Origin of the sequence: Methylomonas sp. Kb3, assembly GCF_002834115.1 — a bacterium.
In the GTDB taxonomy this organism is placed as follows: Bacteria; Pseudomonadota; Gammaproteobacteria; order Methylococcales; family Methylomonadaceae; genus Methylomonas; species Methylomonas defluvii.
In genome coordinates this window covers 109,280-132,950 of sequence record NZ_PIZT01000069.1, presented here as the reverse complement: position 1 = coordinate 132,950, position 23,671 = coordinate 109,280, and the positions used below count along the sequence as shown (strand labels likewise).

At 53.7% G+C, this 23,671-nt stretch carries 20 protein-coding genes; 11 read left to right on the top strand and 9 right to left on the bottom strand.

Annotated features, from left to right (window positions below; genetic code table 11):
• Positions 1-74: 74 nt before the first annotated feature.
• The 4 genes from CWO84_RS21795 to CWO84_RS21780 are packed head-to-tail and all read right to left on the bottom strand — an operon-like array spanning position 75 to position 2,391.
• A complete protein-coding gene (locus CWO84_RS21795) occupies positions 75-524 on the bottom strand; it encodes a roadblock/LC7 domain-containing protein (protein ID WP_101055203.1) in 450 nt (149 codons plus the stop codon).
• A gap of 20 nt (positions 525-544) precedes the next feature.
• Complete coding sequence (locus CWO84_RS21790) at positions 545-958, bottom strand: roadblock/LC7 domain-containing protein (protein ID WP_033155353.1); 414 nt, start codon at positions 956-958, stop codon at positions 545-547.
• 33 nt (positions 959-991) lie between these two features.
• Positions 992-1,540: a V4R domain-containing protein gene (locus CWO84_RS21785; protein ID WP_051669630.1), complete on the bottom strand. Its 549-nt coding sequence runs from the start codon at positions 1,538-1,540 to the stop codon at positions 992-994.
• 23 nt (positions 1,541-1,563) lie between these two features.
• Positions 1,564-2,391: an OmpA family protein gene (locus tag CWO84_RS21780; RefSeq protein ID WP_101055201.1), complete on the bottom strand. Its 828-nt coding sequence runs from the start codon at positions 2,389-2,391 to the stop codon at positions 1,564-1,566.
• A 318-nt stretch (positions 2,392-2,709) separates the two neighbouring features.
• On the opposite strand from CWO84_RS21780, the gene CWO84_RS21775 reads away from it, so the two are divergent.
• Positions 2,710-3,504 carry an EAL domain-containing protein gene (locus tag CWO84_RS21775; protein WP_101055199.1) on the top strand — a complete coding sequence of 265 codons (795 nt, stop codon included), beginning with the start codon at positions 2,710-2,712 and terminating at the stop codon, positions 3,502-3,504.
• Between the two features lie 3 nt (positions 3,505-3,507).
• Here CWO84_RS21775 and amrS read toward each other — a convergent pair whose 3' ends face one another.
• Complete coding sequence (amrS, locus tag CWO84_RS21770) at positions 3,508-4,590, bottom strand: AmmeMemoRadiSam system radical SAM enzyme (RefSeq protein ID WP_101055197.1); 1,083 nt, start codon at positions 4,588-4,590, stop codon at positions 3,508-3,510.
• 155 nt (positions 4,591-4,745) lie between these two features.
• Between amrS and amrB the strand changes: the two genes are divergently transcribed.
• The 8 genes from amrB to CWO84_RS21730 all read left to right on the top strand — a co-directional run bounded on the left by amrB (position 4,746) and on the right by CWO84_RS21730 (position 13,376).
• On the top strand, positions 4,746-5,525 hold the full coding sequence (amrB, locus tag CWO84_RS21765; protein WP_101055195.1) for an AmmeMemoRadiSam system protein B: 780 nt from the start codon (positions 4,746-4,748) through the stop codon (positions 5,523-5,525).
• Entirely contained in the window at positions 5,512-6,069 is a 558-nt protein-coding gene (gene amrA / locus CWO84_RS21760) for an AmmeMemoRadiSam system protein A (protein WP_101055193.1), read from the top strand. Before amrB ends, amrA begins: the two co-directional genes overlap by 14 nt.
• A gap of 204 nt (positions 6,070-6,273) precedes the next feature.
• A complete protein-coding gene (gene zwf, locus CWO84_RS21755; RefSeq protein WP_101055191.1) occupies positions 6,274-7,740 on the top strand; it encodes a glucose-6-phosphate dehydrogenase in 1,467 nt (488 codons plus the stop codon).
• A gap of 31 nt (positions 7,741-7,771) precedes the next feature.
• Positions 7,772-8,482 carry a 6-phosphogluconolactonase gene (gene pgl, locus CWO84_RS21750; RefSeq protein WP_101055189.1) on the top strand — a complete coding sequence of 237 codons (711 nt, stop codon included), beginning with the start codon at positions 7,772-7,774 and terminating at the stop codon, positions 8,480-8,482.
• A 104-nt stretch (positions 8,483-8,586) separates the two neighbouring features.
• The gene (edd, locus tag CWO84_RS21745; RefSeq protein ID WP_101055187.1) at positions 8,587-10,407 is read left to right on the top strand and encodes a phosphogluconate dehydratase; all 1,821 of its coding nucleotides are present in this window, start codon (positions 8,587-8,589) and stop codon (positions 10,405-10,407) included.
• A 141-nt stretch (positions 10,408-10,548) separates the two neighbouring features.
• Positions 10,549-11,994, top strand: coding sequence for a decarboxylating NADP(+)-dependent phosphogluconate dehydrogenase (gnd, locus tag CWO84_RS21740; RefSeq protein WP_101055185.1), 1,446 nt, complete (start codon positions 10,549-10,551; stop codon positions 11,992-11,994).
• A gap of 89 nt (positions 11,995-12,083) precedes the next feature.
• Complete coding sequence (locus tag CWO84_RS21735; protein ID WP_101055183.1) at positions 12,084-12,713, top strand: bifunctional 4-hydroxy-2-oxoglutarate aldolase/2-dehydro-3-deoxy-phosphogluconate aldolase; 630 nt, start codon at positions 12,084-12,086, stop codon at positions 12,711-12,713.
• A gap of 108 nt (positions 12,714-12,821) precedes the next feature.
• A complete protein-coding gene (locus CWO84_RS21730) occupies positions 12,822-13,376 on the top strand; it encodes a cytochrome b (protein WP_033155362.1) in 555 nt (184 codons plus the stop codon).
• Between the two features lie 54 nt (positions 13,377-13,430).
• Here CWO84_RS21730 and CWO84_RS21725 read toward each other — a convergent pair whose 3' ends face one another.
• Genes CWO84_RS21725 through CWO84_RS21715 form a run of 3 tightly spaced genes read right to left on the bottom strand, consistent with a single transcriptional unit; the run spans position 13,431 to position 15,956 of the window.
• A complete protein-coding gene (locus CWO84_RS21725; RefSeq protein ID WP_033155363.1) occupies positions 13,431-13,844 on the bottom strand; it encodes a Dabb family protein in 414 nt (137 codons plus the stop codon).
• A 60-nt stretch (positions 13,845-13,904) separates the two neighbouring features.
• On the bottom strand, positions 13,905-14,918 hold the full coding sequence (locus tag CWO84_RS21720; RefSeq protein ID WP_101055181.1) for a M48 family metallopeptidase: 1,014 nt from the start codon (positions 14,916-14,918) through the stop codon (positions 13,905-13,907).
• Positions 14,919-15,956, bottom strand: a complete 1,038-nt coding sequence (locus tag CWO84_RS21715) for a YjgN family protein (RefSeq protein WP_201799000.1) — start codon at positions 15,954-15,956, stop codon at positions 14,919-14,921.
• A 213-nt stretch (positions 15,957-16,169) separates the two neighbouring features.
• Between CWO84_RS21715 and CWO84_RS21710 the strand changes: the two genes are divergently transcribed.
• Positions 16,170-17,750, top strand: a complete 1,581-nt coding sequence (locus CWO84_RS21710) for a PAS domain-containing methyl-accepting chemotaxis protein (protein WP_033155364.1) — start codon at positions 16,170-16,172, stop codon at positions 17,748-17,750.
• A gap of 136 nt (positions 17,751-17,886) precedes the next feature.
• Here CWO84_RS21710 and CWO84_RS21705 read toward each other — a convergent pair whose 3' ends face one another.
• Positions 17,887-18,453, bottom strand: coding sequence for a thioredoxin family protein (locus CWO84_RS21705; protein WP_033155365.1), 567 nt, complete (start codon positions 18,451-18,453; stop codon positions 17,887-17,889).
• 97 nt (positions 18,454-18,550) lie between these two features.
• Between CWO84_RS21705 and CWO84_RS21700 the strand changes: the two genes are divergently transcribed.
• Positions 18,551-23,671 (top strand): AAA family ATPase, encoded by a 5,121-nt coding sequence (locus CWO84_RS21700; protein WP_101055179.1) that lies wholly within the window; start codon positions 18,551-18,553, stop codon positions 23,669-23,671.

Here is a 23,671-nt window from a genome sequence, read left to right as displayed (position 1 = left end):
GAACGTGGGGATGAGGTTTCTCGCCAGCACCCGGCGAGAAGGAAGAAACGACGGCTGGATAGACTTGCCGCCGTCTATTTAGCCTGACTTAACACAGAGGCCAGATTGACGCCCTTGGGACTGGAAATACACAAAATGATAGGCCCGACGCTGAGCATTGCCAGCTTGTTGACGGCACCGACAATGACGATCTGTTCGATCTCGCCCAAACCCAGCGAAGTTTCACCGTGCTGTGCAGCACGAATGGTTTCCTGAATAATCGCCCCGAACGCATCCGCATCCATATTGGGCGCTTCCGCGGATTGGGCCAGAATCAAGCCGTCGTGGTAGGCTGCGCAAGCGCTTACGCCATTGATCTTGACCACTTTATCCACGACAGACTGCACGGCGTCGATGAATGCCGCACGCTTTAAGCGGGTGGCTTCACTGACATTGACGATGTCGGCCGCAGGTTGCCGGCGCGCGGCGAGATAATCGTCGGCGAGCGTATCCAACTGCGCCAACTGCGATTCAAACCAATGCATATTTAAGCTCAAGACGGCGGTTAATTGGCCAGATAACTGGTAAACAATTTTTTCAATACCGGAATGGTTTCTTTTAATTCAAACCGCACCCGTCCTAACAACGCTTCCCGCTGGGTGACCAGAGCCAGAATAAAGCCCGCGTCTATCGGCGTCGATAAAATGTAACCATCGTTGTTTTCGCAGATCACCATATTGGTTAAATGATGGCCGACATGTTGCGCCGCTTTGGCCGCCGCGCCGAATACCACCTGCACCGAGGCGCCGATGGCGTCGGTGTTGATTTCAAAATCGCGGTGAATATGCGTGACAAAGCCGTCGCTATCGACAATGGCCGCTGCCGATACGCCCTGGATGTTCATCAGATTGCGCAAGATGGAATCGATTTCGTTGTTCTGAGATTTGCGCGGATCGAGAAATTGGACATTACTACTCATGTTGCTCTCCTGATGCTTTTAATAATTATCAACCTACAGTAAATCGACGCGGATTAAACACGTCTTGTCGCCCAGCGCGTTGCACTTGGTTTCGGTGGCCTTTACATTACGATTGAAAAAAGTTTTGACGATGCCGCCGACCATGCCGGCTTCGAAATGGCAAATAGGCGCCGACACATGATGAATACCGGCGCAGGACACGCATTCGTCCACCCTTAACTCCAGCACGCCCGCGGACAAGTCCACTTTATCCGGCACCACCAAACCGATACTCAGCTGCCGGCACAGCAATTTGATTTTGCCGACATAGGTTTCCAGGTCTTTATCGATATTGGCGGCGGCAATTTGGCCCATCGCCAAACCCAAACTCTGGCCGGAGTGATAAACCAACGACGGCGCCCCCTGGCCTAATATGTCTTCTACGTTGGAACCCAAAGCCACCATGCGCAAGGCTTGAAACAAGCGAATGGGAATCAGCGGGCCCAGATCGTTGCGATTTTCGATATCGAACTCGCCGGAAATAATACCGTCGAGAATTTGCTGCTGGGCTATCTGATAGTCTGATTTACTGTTTTGTATCATAGCGTCTACCCTCTTCAATTCGGTTAATTATCCACACACTGCAATTCGACCCGACGATTTAAGGCCTGGCCCTCTTTGGTATCGTTCGGCGCCGCCGGATTTCTCATACCTTCCGATGCGGTGAAGATGGCTGTTGAGCCGATACCTTTGCCGACCAACAGTCTTTTAACGGCATTAGCCCGCGTCAAGCCCAACTGCACGTTGGCGGCATCACTACCCAAATTGCAGGTATGCCCGGTTAGTTTGATCCGGCTTTGGCAGCTTCTGGCCGCGCTCAAAAGTTCGTTGCTGCTGTTCGCAGATTCCGGCGTTAATTTGCTGGAATCGAATTTGAAATACACGGTAAAAGACGGCGTGCCAGAGATTTGCGCCGCAGTATCCGGCGAGACTTTAGGAATACCCGCCGCGGTCGGCTCAGTAGGTAACTCAGGCATCGGATCCGATGTTTGCGGATTGTCGTTGCCGGATGCCGACTGTTGCGCCTCTTGCTTAGCAGCAATCGCTTGATCCGGTTTAGCCTCGGCAAGCAAGGTTGGAGCGGCTTCTGTTGAGGGCTGCGGCGCTTGGGTATCGGGGGTTGCCGGCTCAGGACCGGTGTCTGGTGTTGCCGGTTTATTCAAGGCTGAGGTCTGGGTAATAGCTGCCGGCTTTTGCGCTAAATCAGGCACTAAAACCGCCACCACGGCCAGCAAACCAATCACACCAAGCAACCACGGCACATTGCTGCGCAAGGGTTTTTTAAAGGTTTTGTCTGATTTGCCTTGCGGATTGGCAGAACTCAGCCGCGCTTTGTCCGTAGACGGAATAATGCCATCCAGGCCGTCGTGATCGAGTGATCGAGGTTTTTTCATGGAATTCCCTTAAGTTCCGTTTGCCAGAAGCCTGCTGAATATTTGCAGGGACAGTGTGAGCAAGCACCGACTTAAATTTGTTGGGCTATCATATGCAAGTTTCCCTGCAGAATCAAAATTGATGCTGGTTCAAATAATTAAATCTTAGGATTTGACACTGAACTATTTGGGTGAACCCCGAACCGCACCATCGAATATTTGCGAAGCAAATGATGATTCGCATCAACTTCGCTACACTTGATAATGACGATTACCAGGGAAGCAAGCCTGCTCAAGCAAGGATGATCAACATCCTGACATCGATTTCGAGAATCCGTTATGCCAGAAAAAACCACGCCAAATTCGCCACAGACCAACACCAATACCGACCTGCCCAGCTGTAACCGTTGCCGAGACCTGGAAGAACTGGATTTCGATTTTAGTTTTGCCTATCAGCCCATCGTCAATTTTTTTGCCCGCACCGTTTTTGCCCACGAAGCGCTGGTGCGCGGCGTTAACGGTGAATCGGCCGCATCGATACTCGCCAAAGTCACCGATGCCAACCGCTATCGCTTCGACCAAAACTGCCGGATTAAAGCCGTGGAAGGCGCAGCGAGGTTGGGTATCCAGGAGTTTGTATCGATTAACTTCATGCCGAATGCGGTTTACCAACCCGAAGCCTGTATCCGCTCGACTTTTGAAGCCGCGCAACGCTACAACTTTTCCAAAGACCGCATCATTTTCGAAGTGATTGAAGGCGAGGATGTGTCCGACCGTCCGCATTTAATCAATATATTCACCGAATACCGGCGCTTTGGTTTTAAAACCGCTATCGACGACTTCGGCGCGGGCTACGCCGGCCTGAACCTACTCGCCGAATTCCAGCCGGATGTGCTGAAACTGGATATGGATTTGGTGCGCGACATCAATCTCAGCAAACCCAAACAGGCGATAGTGGGAGGGGTTGTGCAAATCTGCCGCGAACTCGGCATCGAAGTGCTGGCGGAAGGCATCGAAACCAAGGCCGAACGGGATTTTCTGCTGGGCTGCGGCGTCACGCTGTTTCAAGGCTATCTATTCTGCAAACCCACATTTCAGGCTATCGGCCAAATCAATCCGGATGCCTGGTCTTAAACCTTAAAACTTGACTGCCTGGCGCTTGGCGCCCCAATCGCCGGGTAAAGGATTAAACACCCCGGCACAAGAACATCCGCAAAACCGGCAGTTGCCGGCGGCATCCAAATTCCAATCCGACAGTTCGTACCAATCACGACCGATCAAAATTTTCCCGCAGCCGTGGCAATAGGTGCTCTCCGCCGATTTGTCGTGAACATTGCCGACATAGGCGTAACGCACGCCGTTTTTCAAGGCAATGCTGCGCGCCAGCAACAATGTGGACCGCGGCGTGTGCGGGGTATCCGTCATTTTCCAATCCGGATGAAACGCGGTGAAATGCATGGGCACATCCGGACCAAGATGCTCGACCACCCATTGGGTCATGGCTTCCAATTCCGCCTCGGAATCGTTGGTGCCGGGAATCAGCAACGTAGTCAACTCCAACCAGACCGGGGTTTCGTGTTTTAAATATTGCAGCGTTTCCAGCACCGCTTGCAGATGGCCACCGGTGATCTTGTGGTAAAAATCCTCGGAGAAGGCTTTTAAATCGACATTGGCCGCGTCCATGTAGCGATAAAACTCGGCGCGCGGCTCGGCGCAGACATAGCCGGCGGTCACAGCCACGGACTTCAAACCCAGCTCCCGGCAGGCTTGTGCCGTATCGATGGCGTATTCGTGGAAAATCACCGGATCGTTGTAGGTATAGGCGACGCTACTGCAACCATGTTCCAAAGCGGCCCTGGCTATTGCTTCCGGCTCGGCCCGGCTCATCAGCGTATCCATCTCCCGCGACTTGCTGATGTCCCAATTCTGGCAAAACTTGCAGGCTAAATTGCAGCCCGCGGTGCCGAAGGAAAAAATCGGCGTGCCGGGTAGAAAATGGTTTAACGGCTTTTTCTCGATGGGATCGATGGCAAAACCGCTGGAGCGGCCGTAACTGGTCATCACGATTTGACCATGCAGATTCTGCCGCACAAAGCACAAGCCGCGTTGGCCTTCATGCAATTTGCAAAAGCGCGGACACAAGTCGCACTGCACCTTGCCGTCCGCCAACACATGCCAATAACGGGTGGCTGCTGTATCCGCGCTGAGTAAAGTAGTCATGGCGATGCTCCTTGAACCCCAAGCATAAAATCGGGTCGTTATCGGCGAGAGTTAGCAGTAGAATAAACCCAAGATGGGCGGGGTATTCAATTTTTTGATGCGCCGCTATCCGCCCGGCCTCTGATCGTATTAAAACTTTAAAAAAGGATCAGCGCATGAATAGAAAACCCGCCGTAGCAGGACGGTTTTATCCTGCCCACCCCCAACAACTTCATGACGCGGTGTTCGGCTATTTGCAGGACGTACGCTCCACCGGCAAAGCGCCCAAAGCCATGATCGTGCCGCATGCCGGATACGTTTATTCCGGGCCGATAGCCGCTACCGCTTACGCCCGTTTAAAGCCCGCCGCAGCCAGCATTACCCGCGTGGTATTGATCGGCCCTTCGCATCACGTGGCGTTTCGCGGCTTGGCAGTCAGCAGAACCCACGCTTACACCACCCCGCTCGGCGATGTTGAGGTAGACCAGGCCGCTATCGAGGCCTTAGTGAGTTTGCCGTTTGTCGAATACATCGAACAAGCCCACACGCTGGAACACAGCCTGGAAGTACATCTGCCGTTTCTGCAATCGGTTTTACAGCAATTCACACTGGTCCCCATCGTGGCCGGCGACGCCAGTCCCGAACTAGTCAGCCAGGCGCTGGAGCTGTTGTGGGGCGGCGATGAAACCTTGCTGATCATCAGCTCCGATCTTAGCCATTATCACGACTACGACACCGCCAAACGTCTGGATCAAGCGACCAGCCGAATGATAGAACAGTTGCAATACAATGATATTTGCGGCGAGGCCGCCTGCGGCAAGGTGCCGGTCAACGGCTTGTTGAAGCTACTGAAACAAAAAGGTCTGTCTATTAAAACCATAGATCTGCGCAATTCCGGCGACACGGCCGGTAACAAACAGCAAGTGGTGGGATACGGTGCCTATGTCGTTGACTGAAACCTCGCAAAATCGCTTGCTGGCACTAGCCCGGCAATCCATAGCCCACGGCCTGCAAACCGGTCGGCCGTTACCGGTCGATTTGGATGCTTATCCAGCAGAATTACGCGAAATCCGCGCGACTTTCGTCACCCTGGAACGCCTTGGCCAATTGCGCGGCTGTATCGGCATGCTGGAAGCGGTAAGGCCTCTGGCGGAAGACGTAGCGGAAAATGCCTTTGCGGCATCGTTCCGGGACCGGCGCTTTCCGCCATTAGCCGCTGGTGAACTGGCCGATCTTGACTTACATATATCCGTGCTTAGCCCCGCCGTAGCGCTGACATTTTTGTCCGAAGCGGATCTGATCGCGCAACTGCGCCCCGGCATAGACGGCATCATCTTGCAGGAAGGCGCCCGGCGCGGCACTTTCCTGCCCTCGGTGTGGGAAGATTTACCCAACCCCACCGAGTTTTTACAACACTTAAAACAAAAGGCCGGCTTACCCGCCGCCTATTGGTCTGACAAGATACAAGCCTATCGTTATACCACCGAGATGTTCGGCTAGCAGTCAAGCGTTTTGTGCGCCGCCAACCCCTATAAATCCGGCCTTGGCGGCCTTTGATCTTGTTCCAAACCGACAACGAACATTATAATGGCGGCATTTTCGACTGATCCGGGCTCAGAGTTTCCTGCAACGTGCGTTTAGTTTACGCGCGGAAATCGACATGCCAAAGCCGATCAACCCTCTTCTTCATTCCTAGTATCACTGATGAAAAATCAAAATTACAAACCTTGCGACCTGGTGATTTACGGCGCATTGGGTGACCTATCGAAACGAAAGTTACTGATTTCGTTGTATCGTCTGGAAAAATCCAATTTGCTGGAAGCCGATACCCGGATTATCGGCGTCGACCGTTTGGAGGAAACCAGTGAAGGCTTCGTCCAAATTGCCCATAACAGCCTGAAATCGTTCTTAAACAAAGAGATAAACCCCGAAATCTGGGAGCGGCTGTCGCAAAGATTATCGTACTTGAAAATCGACCTGACTCAACCGGAGCAATATCTGCAGTTGAATGCCGCAGTCGATCCGGAAAAGCGGGTGATGGTCAACTATTTTGCGGTAGCGCCGTTTCTATTCAAAAGTATCTGCCAGGGCTTGCAAAGCTGCGGCGTATTAACCGCCGAATCGCGGATGGTGATGGAAAAACCCATCGGCCACGACTTGAAATCATCCAAGGAAATTAACGACGTCGTCGAAGAAGTTTTCCAGGAAGATCAGGTCTACCGTATCGACCACTACCTGGGCAAAGAGACGGTATTGAATCTGCTGGCCCTGCGTTTTGCCAACTCGATTTTCACTACCAACTGGAACCACAACACCATTGATCATATCCAGATTACGGTGGGTGAAGATATTGGCATCGAAGGCCGCTGGGAATACTTTGATAAAACCGGCCAGTTGCGCGACATGTTGCAAAACCATTTGCTGCAGATTCTGACCTTTGTGGCGATGGAACCGCCAGCCGATCTGGAAGCGGAAAGCATCCACATGGAAAAAATCAAGGTGTTGAAAGCCTTGCGGCCGATTACCGCGCGCAATGTCGAGGAAAAAACCGTGCGCGGCCAATATACCGCCGGTTTCATTAAAGGCGCGGCGGTGCCGGGTTATCTGGAAGAGGAAGGCGCCAACAAGGAAAGCACCACCGAAAGCTTCGTGGCGATTCGGGTGGACATCGACAATTGGCGTTGGGCCGGCGTACCTTTTTACATGCGCACCGGCAAGCGCATGCCCAATAAGCGTACGGAAATCGTCGTCAACTTCAAGCAATTGCCGCACAACATCTTCAAGGACAGCTTCCGCGACCTGCCGGCCAATAAACTGGTGATCCATTTGCAGCCCAATGAAGGCGTGGACGTAGTGATGTTGAACAAAGTGCCGGGCATAGACGGTAATATCAAATTGCAACAAACCAAGCTGGACTTGAGTTTTTCGGAAACCTTCAAGAAAAACAGTATTTTCGGCGGCTACGAAAAACTGATTCTGGAAGCCCTGCGCGGGAATACCACGCTGTTTTTAAGCCGCGAGGAAATCGAACAAGCCTGGGCCTGGGTCGATTCGATCCAAGACGCCTGGGCGCAAAACCACAGCGCTCCAAAATCTTACCCGGCTGGCAGCTGGGGGCCGATTGCCTCCGTGGCATTATTGGCCCGCGACGGCCGCGCCTGGGAAGAGTAATCAATCTGTATCCATCACGAGAACAACGAACATGGTTAGAGAATTTTTTTTCGAACAACGTAACCACCTGTTTACCGCCTTGGTGGCCGAATGCCAGGATGTGTTATCCGAAGCCGTCAGCAAACACGGTCAAGCCACTTTATTGGTATCCGGCGGCAGCACCCCTGCCCCGCTTTATGAAGCTTTGTCCAAATCTGACTTGAATTGGAAAAAAATCAAGGTGGCGCTGGTGGACGAACGCTGGGTGGACAATCAACACAGCGCCAGCAACGAAGCTTTAATTCGCCGCAGCCTGCTGATCAACAACGCCAAAAACGTTGAGTTTATCGGCATGAAAACCCCGGCTGCCAAGGCAAAACAAGGTCAGGCAGAGGCTGAAGGCCGTTACGCCAAACTGCCGCAGCCTTTCACGCTGAGCATCGTCGGCATGGGCCCGGACGGTCATACCGCTTCGCTGTTTCCGCACGCAGAAGGTCTGGCCAACGCATTGAGTGAGGACAATCAAAATCTGACCGCGGCCATCACCGCCATTCAAAGCGAAGTGACCGGCGCCAATACAGAACGCCTGACCCTGACCCGCAACGCTTTATTAAAGTCGGAACGCATCGTGATTTTGTTTACCGGCGAAGATAAGTTAGCGGTGTTCAACAGCGCCCAGAAACAGGGCCCGGTAGAGGACATGCCGATTCGGGCCTTATTGAATCAGGAAGACGTGCCGGTGGAATTGTACTGGGCACCTTAGCCGCTTAAATTTAGGGTGGGTTAGACGCGCATAACCCGATCACTCTCGATTCCAAAACGCCGTTCGGCGCGTCGACACCACCTATCTGCTGCCCTGGAGAGCTTATGCATCCTGTTTTAGAAAAAGTGACCGCCGACGTGGTGGAACGTAGCCGGGAAAGCCGCGCTGCTTATCTGGCCCGCATCGACGCCGCCATTGCCAACGGCCCACAACGTACCAATCTGCCTTGCGCGAATCTGGCCCACGGTTTTGCCGTCTGTTCGGCGGCTGAAAAAGACGCTCTGTCGCATGCCGTGAAAGCCAACGTCGGCATTATCTCCGCTTACAACGACATGCTGTCGGCACACGAACCGTATCAACACTACCCGGAACTGATCAAACAAGCAGTGCGCGAAGCCGGCGGCGTCGCCCAGTTCGCCGGCGGCGTGCCGGCCATGTGCGACGGCGTCACCCAAGGCATGCCGGGCATGGAATTGTCGCTGTTCAGCCGCGACGTGATTGCGTTATCCACGGCGATTGGCTTGAGCCATAACATGTTCGACGCCGCCTTGTATTTGGGCGTCTGCGACAAAATCGTGCCCGGCTTGCTGATCGGCGCCTTGAGTTTCGGCCACTTGCCTGCGGTTTTTGTGCCCGCCGGGCCGATGACTACCGGCATCTCCAACAAGGAGAAATCCCGCACCCGGCAAAAATTCGCCGAAGGTAAAGTCGGCGAAAAAGAACTGCTGGAATCGGAATCCAAGGCCTACCACAGCCCCGGCACCTGCACCTTTTACGGCACCGCCAACAGCAATCAGATGATGGTGGAAATCATGGGTCTGCACTTGCCGGGCAGTTCTTTCGTCAACCCGTACACCCCGCTGCGCGACGAATTAACCAAAGCCGCCGCCAAACAAGTGTTGAAATTTACCGCGCTGGGTGACGACTTCCGGCCGATTGCTCACGTCGTCAACGAAAAAGCCATCATCAACGCGATTATCGGCTTACTGGCGACGGGCGGCTCGACCAATCACACCATCCATTTGATCGCTATCGCCCGCGCGGCCGGCATTATCATCAACTGGGACGATTTCGATAATCTATCCAAAGCCATCCCGCTATTGACCAAGATTTATCCGAACGGCCCGGCCGACGTCAACCAGTTCCAAGCTGCCGGCGGCATGGGCTTGCTGATTCAGGAATTGCTCGAGCATGGTTTACTGCACGGCGACATTCTGACCATCGGCGACCAGCGCGGCATGGCGCAATACAGCCAAGTGCCGACGCTGAACGACGGCAAGCTCAGCTGGGAAGCAGGGCCTGCGGTTTCGCTGGATCCGGATGTAATTAGCAGTGTGGCACAACCCTTCGCTGCGGGCGGCGGTCTGCACGTGATGCACGGCAACCTGGGCCGCGGCGTCTCAAAAATTTCCGCGGTCGCGGAAAAGCATCAGGTGGTTACCGCACCGGCAATGGTGTTCGACGACCAACTGGACGTGGTGGCTGCCTTCAAACGCGGCGAACTGGAAAAAGACGTGATCGTGGTGTTGCGCTTCCAGGGCCCAAAAGCCAACGGCATGCCGGAATTGCATAAATTGACGCCGGTATTGGGCGTATTGCAAGACCGCGGCTTTCATGTCGCCTTGGTCACGGACGGCCGCATGTCCGGCGCATCCGGCAAGGTACCTTCGGCCATTCACATGTGGCCGGAATGCATAGACGGCGGCCCACTGGCCAAGGTCCGCGACGGCGACATCATTGCGTTGAACACCCAAACCGGCGAAGTCAACGTGCAGGTGGATCAAGCCGAATTCGATGCCCGCGTGCCGACTGCCAACAGCGCTACCGGCCATCATTTTGGTATGGGTCGCGAACTGTTCGGCGCGATGCGGGCAAACGCATCGACTTCGGAAACCGGGGCAACCAATCTGTTTTTCGTGGACTGAGATTCACACGCTTTAAGCAATGCCGTCTTAGTTTCACTTTGCCAAATCCGTCCTTCCACGGAAGGACGACTTTCTTGAAACCAGAATTAAGCAACACTGTGTCATCACCCCACAACGACAACGTTTACAGCAGGCAAACACATGAAAGCAAATATTGGTTTAATCGGCTTGGCCGTCATGGGACAGAATTTGGTTCTGAACATGAACGACCACGGTTTCAAAGTGGCGGTGTATAACCGCACCGCCAGCAAAGTCGATGAGTTTCTCGACGGCCCGGCTAAAAACACCCAAGTCATCGGTACGCATTCCCTGGAAGAACTGGTGGATAGCCTGGAATCGCCACGAATGATCATGTTAATGGTCAAGGCTGGCACTGTCGTCGATCAATACATCGACGACTTGCTGCCCTTGCTGTCAGCCGGCGACATCATCATCGATGGCGGCAATTCGCTGTTTACCGACACCAACCGCCGCACTCAATATTTGCAGGAAAAAGGCTTACTCTACGTAGGCACCGGCGTCTCCGGCGGCGAAGAAGGCGCCCGCCACGGACCGTCTATCATGCCCGGCGGCAACAAAGCGGCGTGGCCGGCCGTTAAGGCGATCTTCCAAGCCATCAGCGCCCATGTCGACGGCGATCCCTGCTGCGAATGGGTCGGCGATAACGGCGCCGGCCACTACGTAAAAATGGTGCATAACGGCATCGAATACGGCGATATGCAGCTGATATGCGAGGCTTATCAATTGCTGGCCGAAGGGCTGAACCTAAGCACCGATGAAATGCAGGCAATTTTTGCCGAGTGGAATCAAGGCGAATTAAGCTCTTATTTGATCGAAATCACCGCCAATATCCTGGCTTACAAAGAAGACAACGGCCAACCCTTGCTGAACAGCATTCTGGATACCGCCGGCCAAAAAGGCACCGGCAAATGGACCGGCATCAATGCGCTGGACCTAGGTATCCCACTGACCCTGATCGGCGAATCGGTATTTGCCCGTTGCCTGTCCGCGCAAAAAGACGAGCGCATCCGCGCAGCCAAAGCCTTACCTAAAACCAGCACCAGCTTTAGCGGCGACAAAGCCGCGATGATTCAGGCTATACGCCAAGCCTTGTACGCCTCGAAAATCATTTCCTACGCGCAAGGCTTTAGATTGATGCGCGAAGCCGCCAAGGAATACCAGCTGGCACTGAATTACGGCGAGATTGCCTTGATGTGGCGCGGCGGCTGTATTATTCGCAGCCAGTTTTTGAACGACATCAAACAGGCTTACGAGCAAAATCCCGAGCTGGAAAACTTGCTGCTGGCCGACTTCTTCGTCGAAGCGATGAAGCAAGCCGAAGCAGGCTGGCGCCAAGCGGTGATTTTGGGCATACAATTGGGCATCCCGACGCCGGCCTTCTCCTCCGCCCTGGCTTATTTCGACGGCTACCGCACCGAACGGCTGCCCGCCAATCTGCTGCAAGCGCAAAGAGACTATTTCGGCGCCCATTCGTACGAACGCATCGACCGGCCCAGAGGCGAGTTTTTTCATACCGACTGGACCGGACACGGCGGCAAAACCGCATCGACAACCTATACGGTTTAGGGTTTACCCCGAGACCGTTGTCGTTTTGTCAAACACGCACGCTTCACGGCGTGGGTTTTCCAAGCACCCTCACATTAGGAAAATAACAAATGACCGTATCAATAAAAGAAGTCATGACCACCTCCCCGGTAATGCCGGTGATGGTAATCAATCAACTGGAACAAGCCGTGCCGCTGGCGCGCGCGTTGGTTGAAGGTGGATTGAAAGTATTGGAAATCACCTTGCGCACACCGGTGGCGCTGGATGCCATCCGCCGCATCAAAGCCGAAGTACCGGGGGCGATTGTCGGTGCCGGCACCATCATCAATACCCAAACCCTGAAAAACGCGATTGATGCCGGCGCGGAATTTATCGTCAGCCCAGGCGTCACCGACAGCTTGCTGGATGCGGCTCTGGCTTCCGGCGTGCCGATTTTGCCTGGCGTCATCACCCCCAGCGAGGTGATGCGTTTGATGGACAGAGGCATTACCGCGATGAAGTTTTTCCCGGCCGAAGCGGCGGGCGGCATCCCAATGCTGAAATCCATCGGCGGCCCGTTGCCGCAAGTGACCTTTTGCCCGACCGGCGGCGTGAATCCGAAAAACGCGGTGGAATATCTGGCGCTAAGTAATGTGGCCTGCGTCGGCGGCTCCTGGATGGCACCGTCCGAACTGGTCGATGCCGGCGATTGGGCGGAAATCACCCGCCGCGCCGCTGAAGCCTCCGCTTTAAAAAAGTAAACCCATCGCTAGTGTTTTAAATCACCCAGTCGCGGGCATCGTTCGACAAACTGGCTTATTGCAAAATCGGCGTATTATCATTTTCTTGGCAAAAAGGAGTAATTAACGATGCAAAACCATACAAACGAACGCTATGGCACAATGACGATTGCCTTGCACTGGCTGACGTTTATCGTGATGGCAGCCGGTTATGCCTGTATCGAACTACGCGAGTTGTTCCCCAAAGGCAGCGACCCGCGTGAAACCATGAAAGCCCTGCATTTTATGCTGGGTTTATTGGTGTTAATGCTGCTGCTACCGAGACTGGGTTTCCGTCTGACCGGCCCCACACCGGCCATATCACCCGAACCGCCGACCTGGCAACGGCTAGCGGCACGTCTGGTGCATCTATTGCTTTATGGATTGATGTTGGGAATGCCGATAGCCGGCTGGCTGGCATTAAGCGCGGCCGGTAAAACAATTCCGTTTTTTGGCCTGGAGTTGCCGGCGCTGATCGCCGAAAACAAGGAACTGGCCAAAACGATCAAAGAAATACACGAAACCGGCGGAGTGATTGGCTATTACCTGATTGGCTTACACGTATCGGCGGTACTATTTCATCATTACGTGCAGCGCGACAACACCTTAAACCACATGCTGCCGGCATCGAAGAAGCCAGACTGATATTGTCCAGCCATTCCTGGCTACAAATCCGGGAAACGGCTGGTCACAACGTCATTACTCGATAAAATCGTAAATCTTATATTTATCCACCAAGGGCCGCAGCACCTGTTGAGCCACGCGCAGATATTCCGGATTCTGCAAAAACGCCTCGTAAGCCTGCTGGCTTTCGTAAACGCCGGATACGGCCACATCATAGCTTTCATCTAACGCAGCATTCGCTCGTCCACGATTAATCGCCGCCGGTGTACCGACATCGTAAGCCAGCACGCCCGGCAATTTAGCCAAGCCTGCACTGTCTTCTATATATTGTTGCCGCAGTTTTTCATCACCCGCCTGTTTCAGCCAGACTATCACCACGTGGTGTACTTTGCGATTTTGCGCCTGCTGCTCTGGTTTGGCAGTATAGGCACAACCGGTTCCGCCGGCTGCCAGCAGCCCCGCCAGCGCGAGGACATAAAGACGTTTCATGGTGTTTTGTTCTCCTGATACCTATAAATTGATGCCAAAATACTCCGGCTGCCGAGCATTTTAAAGCCCGCGCAAGCGTTTGATCCGTTCTTCGGTATTGGGATGGCTGGATAAATAATCCAGCGCTTCAAGCGATTCTACGGGTTGTTTGGGTACTGTGGTTTGATGGGCGGCCTCCAGTTTTTCCAATATATCGGCCAGCCGACTGACCGGAATAGCGTTGGCGCGCAACAGTTCTGCGGCAAAAGCGTCGGCACGGCGTTCAAAATCGCGCGAATAGCGGGTTTGTAATAATACGGTCGGCGCGACGGCCAGCAGACTGCTGACATCGCCAATGTACCAAGCCATCGCCAAACCCACCACAGAAGCCTGTAGCATTTGCCGCAGAGCATGTTTTTCGTGGACATGGCCCATTTCGTGGGCCAGCACCGCCAAAATTTCTTGGTCGTTACTCGCCAAACTCACCAAGTCGTCCAGCAGCAGAACGCTACCGCCAGGCAACGCAAAGGCGTTGGCGCCCAATGTCGAGCTAGCGCGAAATTCAATATGCGCGGGCCTATCCTCTCTCGGCGGCAAAGCCAAGCGCTGCCAGCCATCCTGAATAGTTTGCCGGCGTTCGTCGGATAATGTGCTGGGCTTCAATAAGGTTTGATCAAGGCTGGCGAAAAACTGCGTATCCATCCGTTCCAGCAAATAAACCGGCACTTGGTCCGCCGCCGCCCGCGCCGCATAAGGCAATCCAAACAAATACGCAACAACGAGCAGGCTAAAAGTTAACAGCAGCGCCGCCAACGCATACCACCAACTATTTTCCATACCCGCTACCGCGCTACTACCTGCATCCTGCAACATCTCGGCAAAACCTTGTCGATCTGCCACTTCACAACGGCCGCCATCGGCGAACAAAATCAGGCGCGGCGTGCTGCCGAGCGGCGGCGGAATTTTCAGACTGGCTAAATTTTCGCGGCGGACAATCTCCCGGCCCTGCAACAACAGCTTGTCGCCCTCAACACAGAGGGTAACGGGATGCGGCCGGGCTTGCCGCCCGTCGTAGTAAACGGCCGTAAGCAACATTTACAAGGCAATATCGAAATCAAACATCTCGGCCATTTCCTCGCCGGCGGCGGAAGTATTTGTCTGTAAACCAGCCACAAACTCGTCGATGCTGCCGCGCGGTAATAATGCGACGCGCTCGATGCGATAGCGCGCCAAACGAATATCAGCAAACGGCTTGTACAGCCCCAAGGTCAGCAAAGTCAACAGGACGTTGCTAAACATAATACCCAGCATCTCCCGCGCTTGAAGCTGGGCCTGAAACCCGTGCGGACCCAATTGCGTGCTATTCCAGACTAAGTTCTGCAGACGCGCCGCGACATAGGGATAAGCCAGTAAAAACAAGGCCAAATAGGTGCCTATCGCGGCTACCAATACACTCATCGCCACTAATTGCTCAGCCTCGACCGGAATCAGCTCCTTGCTACCCAGCAACATAACGCTGACCATCAGGCCGGCAAACACCAGCACACCTATGAATATCGTCATCAGATAGATGCGGTAATAAGCGCCAATTCCGGCAAAGAATTTAAAAAACTCATTACCGTACGTGCTGTTTTCCCGTGCGTAACGGGCCATGCGCTGTTGCGCCAGCGGCCACAGCAACCCCAGAGTCAACGCCGATAATACCGGCAATAGCAGAAAATTGAAGTACGCCTCTCCGGTGCTGCCATGAAACGCAAAACGTAAGCCTCGGTAACTGGTGTTATGCATTCTAAAGCGGAGCGAACGCATCAATAACCAGGGCATCACCGATACGATCACCAGCAAAATTGCCAAGCCTGCAACCCGATCGAATTCACCGACCAAGGTATAACCAGCAAACAACAGAAAAGCGACGATGCGTCCTTTCAAGATCGCCTTGGGATCGCCGTGGTAGTCAAAACCCGCACCGGCTAAAGTAGTGTGGCGGTAAAAATATTGGTTACGTTTGACTTTGGCCCAGGCTGAGTAAACGCCCAAGGTGACAATACTCAAGCAGACATTGACGATCCAAATCCGGAAATACTCGCCACCGCTGCCGCTGAATTGCAACTGCCGTGATTGATATTCTGCCATTTCCATCCTCATTTTAGGTTTTTCCGTTGCAAGCATAGTGCATCGCCGCTATCTAACAATAAAAACGGCCTGCACATAACACACGCTAGTCAGGGGCCGGCTTTTGCAATCGCCGTAAAGCCTTTTATACTTCCTCGACAAAAGCGGTGCAGACCAGTCAGCCAGCGCTTGCGTGGGAACTTACCTTTCTATCTCTGCCGACCCGGTACAAAAATGAGAAAAAACCTACCCGTTACCCAACGTGAATTGATTTACTCAGCTTCGGCTACCATCACATCCGGGACAGATCCCGCCGGCAAGATCAATTATGTCAACCAAGATTTTTTGAACACTAGCGGCTTTAGCGAGGCAGAGCTGTTAAACCAGAGCCATAACATCGTTCGCCATCCCGACATGCCTTCCGCCGCATTCGCCGATTTGTGGCAAACCGTGAAGAGCGGCCGGCCGTGGATGGGAATTGTCAAAAATCGCTGTAAAAACGGCGACCATTACTGGGTGGATGCTTTTGTCACCCCGCGCTTCGAAAATAGCAAGATTGTCGGTTACGAATCGGTGCGGGTTAAACCGGACGTGACCTGCGTGGCCCGCGCCAATACTGTCTACGAAAAGCTGAACCACGGCAAAAATATCGATTCGCCTTTGAGCCGCATCGGTTTGTCCGGCAAACTGACCGGCGGTTTTGTAGTGATTCAATTAATCACCGCCATCAGCCTTTATCTGAGCGAAACGTGCAGTTTTGGCGTAGCGACAGCAATCTTTGCCGGCCCCTTAGCGGTCGGTTATGCCTGGGTTTGGCTTGTATTACAACCTTTAAAAGACGCAGCGGCAGAAGCGCGCCGGGTGATCGACAATCCGGTGATGCAGCAGATTTACACCGCTGATGGCGGCGAAGTTGGACAATTACTGTTGGCGGTGAAGCTGTTAAAAGCCAAATCCCGAACCATCATACGCCGTCTAACTCAAGCCACAGAACCCTTGGCAGGTAAAGCCGATACGAGCTACCAGGCAGTCAGCCAAGTTAGCGCAGCGATGGATAGACAGCTGGCGGAAATTGAACAGATTGCCTCGGCGATACACCAAATGAGCGCCACCGTCAGCGAGGTCGCCCGCAGCGCCGCCAACGCCGCTCAAGCCGCCAATGATGTCAATCGGCAATCGCAAGAAACGCTTTCGCGGGTCAACAATACCATCCAAATGATAGACCGCTTAGTAGTTGCGGTCAGCCAAGCCGAAACAGTTATTAAAATTGTGGCCGATCACAGCAAGAAAATCGGCGGCGTGCTTGATGTGATTCAAGGGATTGCCGAGCAAACTAACCTGTTGGCACTGAATGCCGCCATCGAAGCAGCGCGCGCCGGCGAACAAGGCCGGGGATTTGCCGTCGTGGCCGACGAAGTCAGAACCTTGGCCGGACGCACGCAAAAATCCACGGAGGAAATCCATAAAATGATCGACGGCCTGCGCTCCGGCGTCAATAACGCCGTACAGGAAATGGCTAAAGTCAGGGAAATGGCGGCAACCGGCGCGGAACACGGAAAAAACTCCACCGAATCGCTGCAACAAACCACACTGTCGGTCAATATCATTAACGACATGATCGTGCAGATCGCCAGCGCCGCCGAACAGCAACATATTGTTTCCGAAGAAATTTCCAGAACGGTAGAAGCCGTCGGCAGCTTATCGCGACAAACTACAGAGCATGCGGTTCATGCCAGTACGGCCAGCGGCGGTGTCTCGGCACTCAGCAAAGAGCTGGATATGTTGGTTGAGCAATTCGACGACGTGCCACGCTAAAAACCCACCGTGCCGAAGACTGGGGGCAATAATTTGTCAGCCTGAATACACCCCTGCGCAAGCCGCCGCCAGGAAAGTTCAAAAACCTGAGCGGCGGTTTTTACAGGACTGGCAACATGTTCCGGATTAGCGTCCTTTACTCCGCAAGTTTCCATTTGATGTTACAGCCGATGCTGGGAATTTGTATCGTATCGACAGGCTTTCCCGCCAGTAAGTTATCCAGGGCATTGCGCAAATCTTCGCCGGTAACCGGCACATCATTCTTCGGTGTGGCGCCATCCAAACGGCCTCGATAAACGCAAGCCAAATCGGCATCGAACAGATACATATCCGGGGTGCAGGCTGCTTGGTAGGCTTTGGCCACCGCCTGCGATTCGTCGTACAAATACGCGGCAAAAGGATGTCCCCAGTCCGCCATCATCTGCTGCATTTTATCCGGCGCATCCTGCGGATAGTTTTCGATGTCATTGGCACTGATCGCCACCGTCGAAATGCCTGAGGCGGCGTATTGCCGGGCAATAGCAATCAACTGCTCTTTGACGTGCAACACATACGGGCAGTGGTTGCAGATAAACAAAATCAAAGTGCCGCGCTCGCCTTTCAAGTCCTGCAACGCATACTCGCGGCCGGTCACGGTATCCGGCAAACAAAAGTCCGGGGCGATACTGCCCAGAGGCAGCATAGTGGAGGCTGTCGCGGCCATGGCTAATCCTGTTGAGTGAAAACAAGACTAGAATTATAAAACAGCCCGCCCCCGGAACTGCCGCGAAAATCGCCTTAACTTTCCCTCTCGCCAGCGCATGATCGATATAAGCACCCGAACCGTTCCGCTTCAAAACGCTCCGCAACTGGACAGCTATGTGCTGACCGACAAACTCGGCGAAAGCCTGCAAGCCACGGTTTATAAGGGCTATCACAAACACGTGCCGGAATACCCGCTGGTCGTTAAGTGCTTGAAACTATTGTCCAGTTGGGACGACCAATCCCGGCATCTGCGGCAAAAAATCGAACGCCTGAAAGTATTGCACGACCCGCGCGTCTGCACGCCGTTGGCTTTGGAATCCAACGACGGCGATCAATTCATCGTCCAGCCTTGGTTCAACGGCCAACCGTTGAATGTATGGATCGCTCAACAACAGGCTGTGAATCTGAGCGATTTTTTTACATTGGCCTGCTCCTTGGCCGACACCCTGCAATCGGTGCACGATGCCGGCATTACCCATGGCGGCATCAAACCGCACAATATTCTGGTGCAATCCGGCAGCTTGAGTCTGCGCCTGACCGACTTCATCACGCCGCTGGACATCCGCGATGTCAGTCACTTTATCTACGATCCGGAATTTGTCCGCAACACCCTAGCCTATACCTCGCCGGAGCAAACCGGGCGCATCAACTACCGGGTCGATTTCTCCACCGATTTGTATTCACTGGGTATCGTGTTTTACGAACTGCTGACGGGCCGACTGCCATTTTTTTCAGACGATCCGCTGGAACTGATTCACTCGCATCTAGCTGAGGAAGCCATCAAAATCCACGACAGCAGTCCGGGCATCCCCAACACCCTGAGCGAAATCATCGCCAAACTGATTTTGAAGCAACCGGAAAAACGCTATCAAAGTGCTTCCGGTTTGTTGGCCGATTTGCTGCGCTGCCAAAAAGAACACGAAACCACCGGCAGCGTATCGAATTTTGGCATAGGCCAACACGACCGCAGCCGCCGGGTGGTTTTCATTTCGAAAATGGTCGGCCGCCAAAGCGAAGCCGAGCTCATTCGCCAGGATTACAGCGAGGTGACCCAAGGCCGGTTTCGTTCGGTGCTTATTTCCGGCCTATCCGGCATCGGCAAAACCCGGCTGATTCAGGAACTCCAAAAACCACTGGTGAAAAATCGCGGTTATTTCAGCTCCGGCAAGTTCGATCAATACCAAAAAAATATTCCCTACAGCTCGCTGATTCAGGCCTTGCGCAATCTGATACGCACCTTTCTGACCGAAAGCGACGCCCAAGTGCATGATTGGTCCGCAAAAATTCTCGACGCGCTGGACAATGCCGGCGGAGCGATCATTGATGTGGTGCCGGAGCTGGAATTCATCATCGGCCCGCAAGCCGAAGTACAGCCCTTGCCGCCGGTGGAAGCGCGTAACCGTTTCAACAATTTGTTCGGCCGCTTCCTGGCTTGCCTGGCCAGCGAGGACAACCCCTTGGTGTTATTCATCGACGACCTGCAATGGTGCGACAGCGCCACCTTCGATTTTTTGCAAAACCTGTTCGCCAATCACCGCGAACACCCCTATCTATTTTTGCTGGGCGCGTATCGGCATAACGAGGTCGATAGTGGTCATCCTTTGACCAAATTGATCCGTAGCGTGCGAGAAAACGCCGGCCCACTGGCCGAGATCCATTTGACCGAACTCAGCGACGCCGATTGCCACGAAATGGTTGCTTACATTCTGGATTCGTCGCTGAACGCCACCGCCAATTTGGCCGACTTTATTGCCCACCTGACCGAAGGCAACCCCTTATTTGTCAGTGAAAGCCTGGCCTGGTTGTACAACGAAGGTTTACTCAGCATCGACGCCAATCAACACTGGCAATGGGATATGAACCGCATCCGCGACACACAAATGCCGGCCAGCGTGGTGGAACTGTTCAGCGCCAAAGTGCGTAAATTGCCCAGCCGGACTTTGGATATTCTTTATCATTGCGCCTGTATGGGTAATCGCTTTACAGCGGAGGATGTCGGGCTGGTGCTGGACAAGCCCATTGAGCGACTGTTCGAGGACTTAAAACCGGTATTAAGCATGGGCCTGATACTGGAAAATAAAGCCGACCTGCAATTTGTCCATGACCGGGTACAGGAAGCGGTATTGCAGCAAGTTGCCGCCGCGGCGCGCCCCGGCATCCATTGGCGGATCGGCAATCGCTTGCTGTCGGCGGTGCCACCGGGTGCCGAGTTGGTCAGCCTGGACAATTTATTCACCATCGCCGCTCATCTCAATCAAGGTTGCCCGAATGATCTGGACGAAGAAACCGCCTACTGGCTGGTGAATATCAACTTTAATGCCGGCAATAAAGCCCTGGATGCGCTCGCCGGCGATGCCGCCAACGAATTTTTCCTGAAGGCCCACCATTATTTGCCGCCCGATTGTTGGGAAACGGCTTACGCGCTGACGTTTCGGATTTATCAGCGCTTAGCAAAAACCGATTTGATGTGCGGCCGCTACGACAGCTCGGAAGCCTTGCTGAATCGGCTGATCGAGCATGCGGTCAGCGATCTGGACAAAGCCGAAGCGCTGGCAGATCAAACCACGTCGCTGTCTTCGTTCGGCAACTTCAAACAAGCCATCGCCACTGCCAATCGCGGCTTGACGTATTTCAACAAGTCCATTCCCGACGATCCCGAGCAAGCCCGACAACGCACGGAAAATCTGATGCTGATCATCGAACAGCAAGACGATGTCTGGCAAAAAATCCTGAACATGCCGTTTACCGAGCAGCGGCAAAGCAAAATCGAACTGGCTTTTTATAGCGAGTTGATTCCGGATTTGTACATGTGCGGTCTGGTGCCGCAGCTGTATTTATCCGCCGCCCAATCCACCCTGCACTGCCTGGAAGGCGGCATGGACGAATCGGTGATTTATTCGTTTTCCATCATGGGCCTCAATCTGGGCGAACAGGGCAAATTCGCGCAGGCGTTTCTCTATCAGGATTTGGCACACGATTTGTGCGCCAAATATCCCAATACCTTTGGCGCCACCCGCGGCATGAACGGCATCGTCTGGTGCAATATGCACTCGCGCAGCCACCCGGCCGATATTGTCGATTACGCGCACAAGGCCATTCAGTCCGGCAAGAACTGCGGCGATCTCTACAACGCCGGCCTGTCCTACGGCCCGCTGATGTGGAATCTATTGGCCCAGGGTAAAAACCTGCGCTGGGTCGAGGAAGCCGCCGATGAATGTCTGCAATTTTCCCGCAAAAACCAGTTGTCGTTTTCAATAGGTCTGGCCCAGGCGGTGCTGGCCGGCTGGGTATTACCGATGAAGCCCGATTACCGTCCGGTCGATATGCAAACCACGCTGGCGGAATGGCAGGCCAATAACTATGTGGCCGCTACCGGCAGTTACTTCGCATTACTGGGTTTTGCCCAATATTACCTGGGCGACTATGGTGCGGCGGCAGTATCGCTGAAAGCCGTGGAAAACTATTTGCACGGCTTAACCGACAATGTTTTGAAACGTCTTTGGTACGCCTTTCGGATCTTGAACTTGCTGCGCTCGGAAATGGATGCGGCGCGAATCGATGCCGAAATTGCGCCATTGCTTGCGCAACTGGAAGTGTGGGGGCAACTTGGTCCCTTGCTGAAACCCTACCTGATGTTTGTCCATGCCGAGCTTGCCAGACAGCAGGGCCAATACCGCGAAGCGCGCAATCTGTACATGGATGCCATTGCCTTGTCACTGGCGCAGAACTATGGCCTGCTGACCGGCCATATTTACGAAACGCTGGCTGATCTGTTGCTGAAGCAACACTTGGGCGACGCGGAACTGTATTTCGGCGAAGCGCGCCGCCATTACCGCTTATGCCGTGCCGATGCGAAAAGCAACCAGCTGCAGGAACGTCATCAATACGTCAGTCCGGAGACCGGCGCCAGAATAGCCAAACCTCAGCCCGCTCCCACCACCTTACCTAGTCTGGACATCAGCTATCTGATGAAATCGGCGCTGGCGTTATCGGCAGAAATCGATCTGACCCAATTGATGCAAAAAATCATGGCCGTGGTGTTGGAAAGCTCCGCAGCCCAGCACGGTTATCTGTTGATCAAACAACAAGACGAATTATTGGTGGCCGCCGAGCAGCACGTCGGCAAAAAACGCACGATACACAAACACTATTACAGCTTGAACAAGGTGCGCGGCATCTGCCACGCCATCGTCAATTACGTGCAACGTACCCACGAAAAAGTCGTGCTGAGCGACGCCTGCAGCGAAGGCGAGTTTCAAAATGCGCCCGAGGTTGTGGCGTTTGGCTTACGCTCGGTATTGTGTTTGCCGGTGATCAAGCAAAGCGAATTAATCGGCTTGCTTTACCTGGAAAACCGGCTATCCGAAGGCGTATTCACCCCGGAAAAAATCAGCATGACCGAGCTGTTGACCGCCCAAGCGGCCATTTCGTTGGAAAACGCCCGCTTGCTGGAACAAACCCGCCAAGCTTACAAACAATTACAAGAAAACCAGGATCATATGCTGCAAATGGAAAAGCTGTCGGCACTGGGCACGCTGGTCGGCGGCGTGGCCCATGAGATCAACAATCCGCTGATGGGCGTGATGAACTTCGTCGAATTTGTCTCGGACCGCACGGAAGATGCCAAATCCAAGCAAATACTGGCGCAAGCCTTACAGCAAATTCAACGCATCAAAAACATTGTGTCGAATATGCTGGTGTTCATGCATCAAAAGACCACGCCAACCGGCAGTTGCTCGCTAGAGGAAGTTTTAGGCCAAACCTTGTTGTTGCTGGAAGGCGAATTGCGCAAAACCGCTATCCAAGTCCGTACCGAGATACCGGAAAACTTGCCCAAACTCGCCTGCACGGCGGAAAGCATGCAACAGATTCTGATCAATCTATTGATCAACGCCCGCGATGCGCTAAGCGGTATTGCCCAACCCGAAATAGAAATCAGCGTCCGTTGTGCGGAAAAAATGCTAGAGTTGAATATAAAAGACAATGGTCCCGGCATCCCCGACGAAGTACAAGGCCGCATGTTCGACCCTTTCTTTACCACCAAACCGCCCGGCCAAGGCACCGGACTGGGTTTATCCGTCACCCGCCGCTTGATTCAAGATGCCGATGGCTCGATAGCCGTGGAAAGCCGCATTGGCGAAGGTTGCCGCATCCGGTTAAAATTTCCCCACATTTAG